This window comes from Bradyrhizobium sp. 155 (assembly GCF_023101105.1).
GTDB lineage: Bacteria > Pseudomonadota > Alphaproteobacteria > Rhizobiales > Xanthobacteraceae > Bradyrhizobium > Bradyrhizobium canariense_D.
The window spans coordinates 6,638,670-6,653,060 of sequence record NZ_CP064704.1 but is presented as its reverse complement, the minus strand read 5'-3'; the positions used below and the strand labels follow the sequence as shown (position 1 = coordinate 6,653,060).

Below are 14,391 nucleotides of genomic sequence, written 5' to 3'. Positions count from 1 at the left end.
CTGCACCGTGTCCGAGTCCGCGGCGCCAATCGCAGCGGTTGCCCAGAACGGCCGCGGCGCGCTGCGCGCAAGCCTATGCGGCGGACCGGCGCCAGCATCGGCGCGTCGCCGCACCGGAGCAGGGCGACCGTCCGGCGCTGCCCATGCGCGGGGCCGCGACGGGCCCGCGGCGACGTGCGCGGCGTCTGCCCGGACCGTCTGCAGAAGGAACATCCTGAGTGAACGCGCTTTCCGAACAGATCCTTTCCGAATTGCGCCACCTGCTGAGCGAGATGAGCGACGGCGGCAGCGTCGGCCCGTCGGTCTATGACACGGCGCGAGCTCTACAGTTCCGCGGCAACGTCACCGGTCGGCAGGACGCATACGCATGGCTTATCGCGCAGCAGCAGGCCGATGGTGGATGGGGAAGCGCGGACTTCCCGCTGTTCCGCCATGCGCCCACTTGGGCGGCGTTGCTGGCATTGCAGCGTGCCGATCCTCTTCCCGGCGCTGCCGACGCAGTCCAGGCTGCAACACGGTTCCTCGAGCGCGAGCCCGATCCCTACGCGCATACGGTGCCGGAAGACGCGCCGATCGCCGCGGAGCTGATCCTGCCGCAGTTGTGCGGCGAGGCCGCATCCTTACTGGGCGGCGTGGCGTTCCCGCGCCACCCGGCGCTGTTGCCGTTGCGGCAAGCGTGCCTGGTCAAGCTGGGGGCGGTAGCAACGTTGCCGAGCGGCCATCCGTTGCTGCACTCCTGGGAAGCCTGGGGAACCTCGCTGAGCACCGCATGCCCGGATGACGACGGCAGTATCGGCATCAGTCCGGCGGCCACCGCCGCGTGTCGTGCGCACGCCGTGACACAGGGGAGCACGCCGCAGGTCGGGCGCGCCGACGCGTATCTGCTAGCGGCATCGCGGGCGACGCGCAGCGGCATCGAAGGTGTCGTTCCCAATGTCTGGCCGATCAATGTGTTCGAGCCATGCTGGTCGCTGTACACCCTGCATCTGGCCGGGCTGTTCGCGCATCCCGCGCTCGCCGAGGCGGTGCGCGTGATCGTCGCGCAGCTCGACGCGCGCCTGGGCGTGCGCGGTCTGGGCCCGGCCTTGCACTTCGCGGCCGATGCGGACGACACCGCCGTTGCGCTGTGCGTCCTGCGCCTTGCAGGCCGCGACCCGGCGGTCGATGCGTTACGCCATTTCGAAGTCGGCGAGCTGTTCGTCACCTTCCCCGGCGAGCGCAATGCCTCGGTGTCGACCAACATTCATGCCCTGCATGCGTTGCGACTGTTGGGAAAGCCCGCCGCCGGGACCAGTGCCTACGTCGAGGCCAATCGCAACCCGCATGGTGTATGGGACAACGAAAAATGGCACGTTTCGTGGCTGTATCCCACCGCGCATGCGGTCGCTGCGCTGGCGCAAGGCAAGCCCCAGTGGCGCGACGAGCGCGCGCTGGCGGCGCTGCTGCAGGCGCAGCGCGACGACGGCGGCTGGGGCGCCGGTCGCGCGTCCACATTCGAGGAAACCGCCTATGCGCTGTTCGCGTTGTACGCAATGGACCGGAGCGAAGAGCCGACAGGGCGCCGGCGCATCGCGCAGGCGGTGGCGCGTGCGCTCGAGTGGATGCTCGCCCGCCATGCGGCGCATGCATTGCCGCAGACGCCGCTGTGGATCGGTAAGGAACTGTATTGCCCCACCCGGGTCGTGCGCGTGGCCGAACTCGCCGGGTTGTGGCTGGCGCTTGGTTGGGGGCGGCGCGTCGCGGCCGAGGGAGCAGGAGCGGCGCCATGATCCAGACCGAACGCGCGCTGCAGCAGGTGCTGGAGTGGGGGCGTTCCCTGACCGGGTTCGCCGACGAGCATGCCGTGGAAGCGGTCAGGGGCGGCCAGTACATCCTGCAGCGCATCCAGGCGAGCCTGCGCGACACCAGCGCCCGCACCGGCCGCGATCCGCACGACGAAACGCTGATCGTGGCGTTCTATCGCGAACTGGCGCTGCTGTTCTGGCTCGACGATTGCAACGACCTTGGCCTGATCGCGCCGGAGCAGCTCGCTGCCGTGGAGCAGGCGCTGGGGCAGGGCGTGCCGTGCGCGCTGCCCGGATTCGAGGGCTGCGCTGTGCTGCGCGCTTCGCTGGCCGCGCTCGCCTACGATCGTCGCGACTATGTTCAGCTTCTTGACGATACCCGGTGCTACTGCGCGGCGCTGCGCGGCGGACACGCGCAGGCGGTAGGGGCGGAACGCTGGTCCTACGCCGAGTACCTGCACAACGGCATCGATTCGATCGCCTACACGAACGTGTTCTGTTGCCTGTCGTTGCTGTGGGGGCTGGACATGGCGAGCTTGCGCGCGCGTCCGGCGTTTCGCGAGGTCCTGCGGCTCATCTGCGCGATAGGGCGCCTGCACAACGATCTGCATGGACGCGACAAGGACAGGTCGGCCGGCGAGGCCGACAACGCGGCGATCCTGCTGCTGCAGCGCTATCCGGCTATGCCTGCGGTGGAGTTCCTCAACGACGAGCTGGCCGGCCATACGCGCATGCTGCACCGGGTGATGGCGGAAGAACGCTTTCCCGCGCCGTGGGGACCGTTGATCGAGGCCATGGCGGCCATCCGCGCGCAGTACTACCAGACCTCGAGCAGCCGCTACCGCAGCGACGCTGCGGGGGAGGCCAGCGTGCGCCGGCCTGAAGGCGCGGGAGGCGGCGGCGTGCGCGCGCTGCCGTCGGTCCGATCCGACGCAACGCGGTCGCCCGATGCGACGGACGGAGCGAGCATGAGCGACACCGCCCTGAGCCGGCGCAAGGACGACCATCTGGACATCGTGCTGGACCGACGAACGGCGCCGGCCACGATCGCCGCCGGCTGGGAGTACGTCCGTTTCGAACACTGCGCATTGCCCGAGTTGGACCTGACGCAGATCGACCTGCGCGCCTCGCTGCTGGGCAAGACCATGCGCGCCCCGCTGCTGATCAGCTCCATGACCGGCGGCATGTCACGCGCCGAGGCCATCAACCGGCATCTGAGCGAGGCAGCGCAAGCCTTGGGGATTGCCATGTGCGTCGGTTCGCAGCGCGTGAGCCTGCAATCCCGCAACTCCCAGGGGCTGACGCGCGCGCTGCGCCGCCTGGCCCCAGACATTCCCTTGCTGGCCAATATCGGCGCCGCGCAACTGCGCGAGGCCGACGGCCTGGACCTGGCGCGCCGCGCGGTGGATGCGCTGGAGGCCGATGGACTCATCGTCCATCTCAATCCGCTGCAGGAAGCGGTACAGCCGGAGGGCGACCGCGACTGGCGCGCCGTCCTGGCGCAGATCGCTCGCGCCGCGCGCAGCGTGGGCGTGCCGATCGTGGCCAAGGAAGTGGGGTCGGGCCTGTCCGCCTCGGTGGCCTGTGCGCTCGTTGCGGCGGGCGTGGCGGTGATCGATGTCGCCGGCGCCGGCGGCACCAGTTGGGCCGCGGTGGAGGGCGAGCGCGCCCGCGATGCCGCCGACCGTACAGTGGCAATGGCGTTCGCCGATTGGGGGATTCCGACCCCAGCCAGCCTGCAGGCGGTACGTGAGGCGCTGCCAACGGTGAAGCTGATCGCGTCGGGCGGAATCCGCGACGGCGTTGACGTGGCCAAGGCCATTCGCCTGGGCGCGGACATCGCCGGGCAGGCGGCCGGCGTGCTGCGCGCGGCTACGGTATCCACCGAGGCGGTTGTCGCGCATTTCGAGATCGTCATCCGCCAGTTGGCCGTCGCCTGCTTCTGCACCGGTTCGGCTGATCTGGCGGCGTTGCGTCACGCGCGCTTGTTGCCATCGGCGCATCTGCCCGCCGGTTGATGGCGGCGTCGCCCGGACTTGCGGCGGGCGCCTAGTCTTACTCAGCCAGAAAGTCGCGGATGCGGGGATTCGCGGTGGTGGCGGATTTGCTCGGGTGCTGCTTCGTGCCAGGAAGCGCCCCGCCATGCCCGACTGGACAGCCGAGAGTGAAGCCGCATTCGGCGCCTATGTCGATGCTTTGATCGGGGTGATCGGCCACGCCGAACGAGTTGAGCCCCTGACGGGGCCGGAACAAGGTGCGCCGGGAGACCGGCAAGGAGTAGATGGTGCAAGTCCATTGCAATGAAGGAGTAGCGATCGACCCCGAGTCATGGGCGATCCGTCGTGAGGAGACCGGTAATTTCTGTGGTGTCAAACAAGGGTTGTTAGGCTCAAGCAGTCCCGTCAGCATCGTTTTGAGACCAAGCGATGGCGGTGGAATGATCGAGGGCCGGAACGAATTTGACGACAAATGCCGGAAGGAGGTCCGCACAGACACAGACAAAGAGCTGGGAGAGCCTGTTCGACGGCGACAACTTGCTTGTCGATGCGCGAGAGCAAGAAGATCATGGCAGCGCTGCAGAGCGCGGTCGTGAATCATGAGGCAGAGACATATGCCCTTCTCGCCGGTTTTGCCCGGACTGCCATACACTCCGACCGGTCACCGACTACACGACACGCCGGATCCGAACCGTCTGCGGCACCATTGAGGTTCGCAATCCCCGATGCATGCTGTGCCGGGAATGCCATCCAGGGCCGATCGAACGACACCGGAGCTGATGGAACTGATGGCGCGGCTTGAAAGCATGCTGCCCTACTGGCAGGCGCCAAAGGTGCTGGCCGATTCCTGCCCACTGAACCGACTGAGACGCATGCGATCGTGCGCAAGGTACGATCAGGATCGGCAAGCGGCTCGACGACCAGGTCATGCAGGAAATTGGCGTGCGAGGTCCCAAACGGATGACCGATGGCACCTTGAGATGCAGCTTCCCGGAGCTCGGCGCAAGAGTTCGTCACCAGCATCGATACGGCGTACGTTCGTAGCGCTGATCAACATTCGGCGCGAATTTTCGAGCTCGTCGTGGCCAGATGCGCCCGCGGGGGACGGGGAGAAAGGGGCGGTTGCTATTTCTTAACCGGCAGCACCGACCATCAGGCAATCCGCGATCGTGCTCTTCGCCCTCTCTAGGAAGTCGGAATATCGCGGCTTTGGGGATGTGACGGTGACCTCGGACGGGGCCGAAATCTTAAAGCGGCTGCCCCGCGCCATGCCGAAACCAACGACCCACATCATCGACTGGTTTCATATTGCCATGGAGATCCAGCCCATACAGCAGATCGCCGATCGCATCGTACGATTCCGATCAGGCCCTTTTTGAGTGCTTCCAGCCATCGGCAGGGACGTCAGAACTGTGAAGTGGCGTCTCTGGCATGGGCGGGTCGGCCGCGCGATCCGCGACCTGGAGCAACTTCCCAGGGCAGATTCAGTTGCGGCATGCTGCATAGCTTCGCTTCGTTCTCACAACATTGAAGACGTGCGGCCAAGTCTGCTCAGCTATCGCTTGGCCTGGCTCGACCAACCGGCACCCCGCCGTCGCGTTTTTACGGCTCTGCGGAATTGCATGTACGAGGCTTGACACTGGCTCACTGGGTTCTCTGGAACGATGCAAACGTGCGCGTTACTCAGTCCCCGGGTCGGTCTCCATCATTCATGGGCGCAGCTCGTCGATAATTTCGGCTGGCGAGCATCGAACGCGCGACATCTCTGCGCCACGCAGGCTGGCAAAGGCCTGGAGCACAGCGCCAAAGCCGAACCATACATCGGCGATCCGCCCTCTGAAATGTGACCGCGACCATCAGCCGATCAGCATTGGATTGTCCGGATCCCCATGGATGCAGTCAGGCGGACGGTCGTGGCCAGCCGCCCCTCAGTGCAGTTGACGACAGTGCTCTTGGCCGACACACGACCAGCAGAGTGGCGGTGTGATCTCCCGAAAGGGAGGGCCGGTAGTCCATCACCAGGGTTTGTCAGAGCCAGTCACGGTGAAGCGGGCGCAGTGACTCTCTCTGCGGCATAGTCGTCGAGCTGGCGAGAGAGAGGTCTGCCTCAGACGGGGCGGTTTTCGCTTCTGTTTTTCACCGGCTCCATTTTGGAAAGGCCGTCCTCGTATGAAACTTCCGTGTATGATCCACCGATGTCCTTGGCCGCGTCGAGCAGGTAGTCGAGCCTACCCGCCGTACCGAGCTTCTTGATGTCATTCTTGTCGACGCCGGCGAGGTCCATCATCTCCTTCCACACAGTTGATTCGTCGCAAGGCAGAATGCGGAAGGTGATGTCGCCTATCTTGGTGCGGTACTTCGCGAGCAGATCAATGTTGTTGCAGAAAATGAAATAGCTGCCTTTGGGGCTCAGCCTGCCATCCAGAACCTTTGCGGCCTGAGGTAGATACGCGAACGAATGCAGATATCCGGCAAGGACTGGGATGGTCGGTTCGCCTTCCTGCGCGATTGCAAGAACTTGTTCAATGGAATAGTCCGGCGGTCGTTTTTCGTCGGCGAGCTGGGCTTGGAACTTCAGCGCGATGTCGCCCCGAAATCCAAATCGCCCCGGCTTCGTTGTCTCGGTCTTAAGCACCGCATTCAGCAACCGCCCCTCCTTGTCCAACTGGCCAAGAGCGGTGTTGTCGATCGACGTCATGGAAGGCTCCTCATCAATCTGTCGTGTACATGCATCGCCAATGCGGCGTGTCCGCTCACCTTATGCAAGTTGTTTGCCGTGCGCCCATGTCTGCGGCGACGCACACGGTAAGCGGCGGATTGGCGCAATGTGCAGGGATAATACGTGCTGGCACCATCACGAGGTCTCGGCCGGATAAGGGCGGGACGCCCGAAAACCGCCTGTCGCAAATCAGACAGGTCGCAAATCGAATGGTCGCCGCCTTCAAAACCAATGGACTTCAGCTGCATCTCGATTGGCATGGGATTTGCGAATTGTGCCTCCGACAGAAACTGAGAGCGAGCCAGAAATGATCAGCCTAACGGATAGCGCCGTCAACGCACTGAAGGCCGCAATCTCCTCGACGGCCCAGCCGGCAAGCGGTTTGCGGGTCATGGTCGAAGGCGGCGGTTGCCAAGGGTTCACGTACAAAATGGGTCTTGCTCATGAGCCGGTCTCCGATGAGCCCGTGTTTGAGCAAGACGGGATCAAAGTCTTCGTCGACAAGGCGAGCCGGGCGCATCTCAACGGCACCACGATCGATTTCGTCGTGTCGCTCGAAGGATCAGGGTTCCGCTTCGATAACCCAAATGCCAAATCGAGCTGCTCCTGCGGCAAATCGTTCAGCTGAGCCGCCTTCGGACCATTCGCAATGGAAGGAGCATCGAACATGGGCCTGAAGGCTGAACGAACGAAGCAGTCTTCGAGTGCAGAGGCTTCCGATCGCGCGCGGATTGTCCGTGCCGTGCTCGATGAGATTCGGCCAAGCCTCAGGCGTGATCGCGGGGATTGTGAGCTCGTCGAAATCGAAGGCAACAAGATCATGGTCAGGCTCACCGGCGCCTGCATGTTATGCAAGCTTGCGAGAACGACGCTCGCGGCCATTCAGGCGCGCCTGATCGAGCGGCTCGGCGAGTTCGTCCGCCTGATCCCGCTCCCCGCAGCTGCCAAAGAGGGGCCTTAAGTGCAGAGCGGACAGTCCGTGCAGCCGATCTACCTGGATAACAACGCGACGACCCGTGCACATCCATTGGTAGTCGCGTCAATGCTGCCGTTCTTCTCTGGGCAATTCGGCAATGCGTCGTCCGGGCATGCATTCGGCATTGAGGTTGCGCCCGCATTGAAACAAGCGCGCCGGAAGCTGCAGGCCCTCGTTGGCGCGGAATTCGATCACGAGATCGTCTTCACCTCGGGCGCGACTGAATCCGACAACACCGCGATCCTGTCCGCGCTCGCCGTGCAGGAGGGACGCGACGAGATCGTCACTACGGCCGTTGAGCATCCAGCCGTGCTGTCCCTTGCCGAGGAGCTGGGCCGACGCGGAATCAAGACCCATGTCATTCCGGTCGATGCAAGCGGCCGATTGAACATCGAGGCTTATCGCAACGCATTGTCGAGGCGGACGTCAATCGCCTCGGTCATGTGGGCCAATAATGAGACCGGTACGATCTTTCCGGTGAAATCCCTCGCCAAGATGGCGCGCTCAGTCGGCGCGCTCTTTCACACCGATGCGGTCCAGGCGGTCGGTCGGATTCCGATTGACCTGAAGACTACGGACATCGACATGCTATCGCTCTCCGGCCATAAGCTCCATGGTCCGAAGGGGATCGGCGCGCTGTATGTGCGCAAGGACATCAGGTTCCGACCGCTGATCTTCGGCGGCGCACAGGAGCGGCATCGCCGCGCTGGCACCCAAAACGTTCCGGGCATTATTGGGCTCGGCAAGGCGGCGGAACTCGCTGCGGCACACCTCATACAAGAGCAGACGCAGATTGGCATGCTTCGCGACCGGCTTGAGCAAGGCATTCTCGCTCTCGGCTGTTGCATCGTGCTTGGTGATATCAAGAACCGCTTGCCAAATACGTCCAACATCGCATTCGAGCATCTCGAAGCAGAGGCCATCGTCGACCACCTGAACCGCAACGGAATTGCCGCCTCGCTCGGTTCAGCCTGCGCGTCCGGCTCGATGGAGCCGTCCCATGTCCTGCGCGCGATGAGAGTACCACCGGCCTTTTTGCGCGGTGCGGTTCGCTTCTCGCTGTCGCGCGAGACGGCGAAGGATGAGATCGATCGTGTCCTGCAAGTCCTGGCGGACATCAATGCCAAACAGAGAGCCTTGTGGCGTGCGTGTCAGGAGCGCGCGGGCGAGAGCTCACAAGTTGCGGAGCTCCTATGAAGGTCATGATTCGCCGTTCGCCCGAGACGGGGCTTTCGATTTATGTGCCCAAGAAGGATCTTGAGGAGTCGATTGTCGAATGTGAGCACGAGACGCTGTGGGGTGGTTGGATTAGAATCGCGAACGGGTGGGTGCTCGACCTACCCGCGATGGCGAGTGACACCATCCTTCCAATTACGATCAATGCCAGGAAGCGCGGCGGCGAAGCAACCGAATGATGAATGCTGCGACTCCACAGAACCTCGCCAAACCATCGGATGCGGAAGCTGTTCTTGGCGCAGCGGTCCGGCCTTTGCGAGGAAGGCCACATCAATCCCTGGCTTTGGCTTGGCGTGGTCGAAGGTTCCAGCCGAACCTGCCAATGACTCCGGAAGCGGTCGAACCGTCCTTGGGACCCAAGATGGCGCCGACGCATGGTGTCAAACGCAATACTCGGCCTAGGCCTGCACTGTTGGGCCAGCGAGATGGCGTTGCCGGGGAGGCCTCGCGAGGGCGCATTGTGCTGACATCGCCAGCCCGGTCGTTACATTCCGCACATCTTCACAGCGTCAGGCCAATCGCTGCAACTCCGCAAGATACAGTTTCGAGAGGATTGGATCTCGCACCGGGCCAAGTCGTAGCTCGCAAATCGTGATGCAACGGTCGCGATGCAAATCCTTGAATCAGTCGAATTGCGCGAAGACTAAGGGTGTAAATGACGCATCGTCATACAAGGAGCGTCGGCGACTCGCGAACTGGAAGGCCAACGCCCTCCGCTCCTGACGATGATCCCTATCTGTGGTTGGAACAAATAGAAGGCGCGCGGGCGCGGAACTTCGTCGAGCGGCAGAATAGCAGAACCCTGGAGGTGTTTGGCGGACCCGCAGCCGAACGAGACAGAGATGCGCTGACGGCGATTTACGACCGATCTGACAATATCCCGTATGTCAGCCGGCGCGGCGAGTATCTCTACAATCTCTGGAGGGACGCCAATAATCCACGCGGCCTCTGGCGGCGAACCACTCTGGAAGAATATCGCAGGCTGAAGCCATCATGGGACATCCTGCTCGACCTCGATCAACTTGCGGTCAGCGAAGGCAAAGACTGGCTTCTGAACGCCACGGCCGCACCGCCTGGAGATCACTCGCGATGGATCTTGAGTCTATCGCGCGGCGGAAGCGATGCCGTCACCTTGCGTGAATTCGACTCAGACACGAAGCTCTTCATCCACGACGGCTTTGTCTTGCCGGAAGCCAAAGGCAGCGGCGTATGGCTCGATTTTGATACGCTGGTGTTGTTAAGCTCCCATGGTGACGGCATGGCCGCGACCACCGGCTATGCGCGCACCGTGAGGCTGTGGCGGCGTGGTACGCATGTTGACAAAGCGGCAGTGATCTTTGAGACCAAGGCCGCTCATGTGTCAGTCGGTTGCAGTGTTGACGACACTGTCGTGCCGCCCAGGATCTGGTTCCTCGATGCGACAGACGTCTCCAATTGCGTGGTCTGGCTGGGCGATGAAACGGGAGCCAAGACGAGGCTCGATTTGCCAAGTAACATCTGGATGCGGTCGCATCGCAACTGGCTTGCCCTGAAGCCGCGCGAATCCTGGTCTGTGGCAGGGTACACCTATGCCGCGGATACGGTGCTCGTCATCGCGCTGCCGGCATTCCTGTCGGGCAGCCGCCAGTTCGACATTCTCTTCGAGCCGGGCCCGCGCCGTGCGCTGCAGAGCTTCTTTTGGAGTGCGGGCAAGCTTGTGCTTTGTATTCTCGACGAACTCCGCCCAGTGTTCGAGATCTGCACGCCATCCGATCATCGCTGGAACCGCGAGCAATTGGGCGGGCTTCCTGATCTTGGCGTCGTTGACATCTGGTCTCTCGATCGCAATCCGTCCGAGAGCAATGGCGACTTGCTGGCTCACGTCGAGGATGCGCTCACCCCGCCGTCTCTCATCCTGCTGGAGCGGGGCGTTGGCAGTCCCGCCGTGCTGAAGCAGGCGCCGAAGACGTTTGCCGCGGAGCACTGCGTGGTCACGCGGCACGAGGCCATCTCGATCGACGGTGAGCGAATTCCCTACCTACAGACCGGCCCGGTCAGACAGACCGGCAACGCGCCGGTCCATCTGAGCGGATATGGCGGGTTTGGAATCTCCGTGAAACCGTATTACAATTCCGCGCTCGGTAAGCTTTGGCTTGACTGCGGCGGCACCACGGTTCAGGCAATTTTGCGCGGCGGCGGTGAGTTCGGCACGCGCTGGCACGACGCCGGCCGACTGGCCGGCAAGAGATTGTCGCATGACGATTTCGCAGCCGTCGCCGCCGATCTCGTTAAGCGCGGCGTGACACAGGCCAAGCGGATCGGGGCCGAGAGTGGATCGAACGGCGGCATCCTCATTACCAACATGCTAACGCGATATCCTGGGCTCTTTGGCGCACTGTTCTGCACCGTCCCGCTGATCGACATGCGCCGCTACACCAAACTGCTCGCCGGGGCGAACTGGCTCGCCGAATATGGCGATCCCGACAACGCTGAGGAGTGGGAGTGGCTGAAGACCTATTCTGCCTATCATGCTGCAAGACCCGGGCAGTCCTATCCACCGATCCTGATGGCCACCAGGCGGCGGGACGATCGCGTCCATCCCGGACATGCGCGCAAAATGGCAGCGAAGCTGCAGGCGATGGGCTATGAGGCTTATTTATACGAGCATGCCGCCGGCGGACACGGCTGTGGCAAGGACAACAGGGAGCACGCCGGCTTGTTGGTGCTGGGCCTGCGTTTCCTGAAGAGCAGGATCGGCTGGCTGGATACCGAGGACGGGAGCGACGCAGTGTAGTTGTTGGACGGCAGTTCGTGCGATGTCGACCGAGGCGGCTGCAGCTTTACGAATCTGAGGCGTCCACACCCGCACCACCTATTCGAGATGCCTACCAACGTTTGGACGCACGGTCCAATTCGTGGCCGTCGGGACCCTGGGCACCAGGCGTTTCTCTTCACCTGCCCGACAATGCGTCCGGAGTGTCAGGAAGGGGCCCGCGTGATCTTCACGACATAGGTCGGTAACGGGTTTCTTGTCTGCATCTAGGAAGCATCGCCGGTTCAAGTTGTCCTTCAAAGCGTCCGGAACGTCTTTTGCGGATTGTGCTTTGCATACGCGTCACATTTCGGCGACAAGATCAACTTTCAACGACACCAGCCGCCATGCTCTTTGCCCAAGGGCATAGATGAACCAGCGTACCGCCCTCGTAATAGCGCTGCTGGGCGCTCTTGTGATCGCAATTCTGTCAGCTTTCGAACATGAGTTGATATAACGGACATTCGAACGGACGGTGCCTAACTGCTTGGAGCGAAACACAAAATACGCTTGTGGCAGGTATGGCACGCCAGTTGCTCTTGCCTTTTCAGAACTCTGGGGATGCTTGCTGGAGGGATTCGGCTTGCGAAGAGAATTGGAAAAATGAGTACTTCAGCGCAACACCAGGTAGCCTGCGGCGGCAGCGACATCAGCGAGACCATGCAAGTCATGGCTAAGCAGAACAGCTGCGGTACGGTCGGTGGGAGCGACAAGGCCAGGTGCCGATCTCAGGCCGGCATCGGCAATGTGCCAAATGAGGTCTGGGAAAAGGTGAAGAACCATCCCTGCTACAGCGAGGAGGCGCACCACCATTATGCCCGGATGCATGTCGCCGTCGCACCCGCCTGCAATATCCAGTGCAATTACTGCAATCGCAAATACGATTGCGCAAACGAATCGCGCCCCGGCATTGTCAGCGAGAAGTTGACGCCGGAGCAGGCCGCCAAGAAGGTGCTGGCGGTCGCTTCCGCCATCCCTCAGATGAGCGTGGTCGGCGTTGCTGGCCCTGGCGACCCCCTGGCGAATCCGGACAAGACATTCAAGACGTTTGAGCTCGTCAATAAACTCGCGCCAGATATCAAGCTGTGCCTCTCGACCAACGGTCTGGCGCTAGCTGATCATGTCGACACGATTGCAAGACTTAATGTCGATCACGTGACGATCACGATCAACATGATCGATCCCGATATTGGCGCAAAGATCTATCCTTGGATCTTTTACCGCCACAAGCGCTACACCGGCATTGAAGCTGCAAGCATCCTCAGCAATCGGCAGCTCCAGGGCCTGGAGATGCTCACCGCGCGCGGCATCCTGTGCAAAGTCAACTCGGTGATGATTCCCGGGATTAACGATCAGCATCTGGTTGAGGTTAACAAGGCCGTGAAGTCGCGTGGCGCCTTCCTGCACAACGTGATGCCGCTGATTTCGTCACCCGAGCACGGCACCGTGTTCGGTCTCAGCGGGCAACGCGGCCCGACCGCACAGGAAGTGACAGCATTGCAGGATAGCTGCGAAAGCGAGATGAACATGATGCGTCACTGTCGCCAGTGCCGCGCCGACGCCGTCGGACTGCTCGGGGAGGACCGCGGCGGCGAGTTCACCATGGAAAAGATCATGGCCATGGACATCAAATATGATGAACAGGCCCGAAAGGAGTATCAGGCCAAAGTCGAGAAGGCGCGCATTGCAAAGCTTGCGGCCAAGCAGGAGCAGCTTGCTGGGCTTGCCAGCGCGTCCAGCGAAATCAAGGTGCTGGTGGCGGTTGCAACCAAGGGCTCGGGATTGATCAACCAGCACTTCGGTCATGCCAAGGAGTTCCAGATCTACGAGCTCTCAACTTCGGGCGCAAAATTCGTTGGCCATCGTCCTATTCATTCCTATTGCCAGGGCGGCGATGGCGAGGACAGCAAGCTCGAAATCGCCATCGATGCCATCAATGACTGCCATGCCGTGCTCGTGTCAAAAATCGGCGGCTGCCCGAAGGCCGAATTGATCAAGGCCGGAATCGAACCGGTCGATCAGTACGCCTGGGAGTTCATTGATGGCTCGGCGATCGCCTGGTTCAAACTCTATCTCCATAAAGTCAATGAGGGGAAGATCAAGCACATTGAGCGGGTCGATCCGGCGGCCCGCCGCAATGCGCTGATTTCCGCCGCCTGAGGATGGGTTCAGACAATGCCGTTCAAGATCATCGCCTCGCAATGCACGGGCTGTTCGGCGTGCGAAACGCAGTGCCCGAACTTCGCTATTTCCGAGCGAGCCGGCGTTTTCCTGATCGATCCTGAGAAATGCACCGAGTGCGCCGCCTACTTTGATGAGCCCCAATGCGTGGCGGTTTGCCCGGTTGACAATACATGCGTGCTTGATACGGCGCTGCCGCGTCACCAGGCTGCTTGAGGGCCACGATGGATGTCACTTCGACACTCGTTCAGAAACTCGGGCGGATGATGCTCCGCCTTCACGAGGCGCCGGCCACGACTTTCCCCTTCTCAGACCGGGTGGACGGCTCTCCCTGGTCGCTAACCTTTTCGCCAGTTGTCGACCCATATTCTGGCAACGCGCACGTGGGCGGGAGCGCTCGAGCTATTCCTCGACCCGAAGGCCGCTGTCTTGGGTGTCAAGGATCAATTTCGCCGATGGACCCACAAAGGGCTGACCCGTCTTCCACGATATCAATCCAGTCACGTGCGGCCATCATTGAACAGGCGATATTCATGCCCGAGGCCTTCTTCAGTTGGTCATCCGAGAGAGGGCGTCCTCACCGAGCCGTGTCTTGGTCGCACGGTATCGAGCCGGCTAAGCATCATCACAGGGCGACAGGGCTATCCTATCACCTCGATGAAGGTGCAGAAATACACCTGCGCCGCGGCATGGCGTTCGGACCCGAT

At 62.1% G+C, this 14,391-nt stretch carries 11 protein-coding genes and 1 pseudogene; 11 read left to right on the top strand and 1 reads right to left on the bottom strand.

All coding sequences use genetic code 11. The annotated features are described in order from the left end of the window. The first annotated feature begins 218 nt into the window (after positions 1-218). The 4 genes and pseudogenes from IVA93_RS31900 to IVA93_RS31885 all read left to right on the top strand — a co-directional run bounded on the left by IVA93_RS31900 (position 219) and on the right by IVA93_RS31885 (position 5,160). On the top strand, positions 219-1,769 hold the full coding sequence (locus tag IVA93_RS31900) for a hypothetical protein (protein WP_247789411.1): 1,551 nt from the start codon (positions 219-221) through the stop codon (positions 1,767-1,769). Then, positions 1,766-2,667, top strand: a pseudogene (locus IVA93_RS31895) (terpene synthase family protein). Before IVA93_RS31900 ends, IVA93_RS31895 begins: the two are co-directional and overlap by 4 nt. An 85-nt stretch (positions 2,668-2,752) precedes the next feature. Beyond that, complete coding sequence (fni, locus tag IVA93_RS31890) at positions 2,753-3,802, top strand: type 2 isopentenyl-diphosphate Delta-isomerase (RefSeq protein WP_247789410.1); 1,050 nt, start codon at positions 2,753-2,755, stop codon at positions 3,800-3,802. A gap of 1,148 nt (positions 3,803-4,950) precedes the next feature. Then, on the top strand, positions 4,951-5,160 hold the full coding sequence (locus tag IVA93_RS31885) for a hypothetical protein (RefSeq protein ID WP_247299051.1): 210 nt from the start codon (positions 4,951-4,953) through the stop codon (positions 5,158-5,160). A 728-nt stretch (positions 5,161-5,888) separates the two neighbouring features. On the opposite strand, the gene IVA93_RS31880 is transcribed toward IVA93_RS31885, so the two are convergent. After that, positions 5,889-6,479, bottom strand: coding sequence for a hypothetical protein (locus IVA93_RS31880; protein ID WP_247363991.1), 591 nt, complete (start codon positions 6,477-6,479; stop codon positions 5,889-5,891). A gap of 328 nt (positions 6,480-6,807) precedes the next feature. Here IVA93_RS31880 and IVA93_RS31875 point away from each other — a divergent pair, with 328 nt between their 5' ends. The 7 genes from IVA93_RS31875 (at position 6,808) to IVA93_RS31845 (ending at position 13,900) form a co-directional block, all read left to right on the top strand. Next, positions 6,808-7,128: a HesB/IscA family protein gene (locus tag IVA93_RS31875; protein WP_247299146.1), complete on the top strand. Its 321-nt coding sequence runs from the start codon at positions 6,808-6,810 to the stop codon at positions 7,126-7,128. Between the two features lie 39 nt (positions 7,129-7,167). After that, positions 7,168-7,461, top strand: a complete 294-nt coding sequence (locus tag IVA93_RS31870; RefSeq protein WP_247789408.1) for a NifU family protein — start codon at positions 7,168-7,170, stop codon at positions 7,459-7,461. Between the two features lie 18 nt (positions 7,462-7,479). Then, positions 7,480-8,673: a cysteine desulfurase NifS gene (nifS, locus tag IVA93_RS31865; protein WP_247789406.1), complete on the top strand. Its 1,194-nt coding sequence runs from the start codon at positions 7,480-7,482 to the stop codon at positions 8,671-8,673. After that, a complete protein-coding gene (gene nifT / locus IVA93_RS31860) occupies positions 8,670-8,891 on the top strand; it encodes a putative nitrogen fixation protein NifT (RefSeq protein ID WP_018457694.1) in 222 nt (73 codons plus the stop codon). The genes nifS and nifT overlap by 4 nt, the downstream gene beginning before the upstream one ends. 476 nt (positions 8,892-9,367) lie before the next feature. After that, positions 9,368-11,485, top strand: coding sequence for a prolyl oligopeptidase family serine peptidase (locus IVA93_RS31855; RefSeq protein ID WP_247789404.1), 2,118 nt, complete (start codon positions 9,368-9,370; stop codon positions 11,483-11,485). Positions 11,486-12,106: 621 nt separating this feature from the next. Continuing rightward, positions 12,107-13,663, top strand: a complete 1,557-nt coding sequence (nifB, locus tag IVA93_RS31850) for a nitrogenase cofactor biosynthesis protein NifB (RefSeq protein ID WP_247789940.1) — start codon at positions 12,107-12,109, stop codon at positions 13,661-13,663. Positions 13,664-13,678: 15 nt separating this feature from the next. After that, positions 13,679-13,900: a 4Fe-4S binding protein gene (locus IVA93_RS31845; protein WP_247299039.1), complete on the top strand. Its 222-nt coding sequence runs from the start codon at positions 13,679-13,681 to the stop codon at positions 13,898-13,900. Positions 13,901-14,391: the final 491 nt, after the last annotated feature.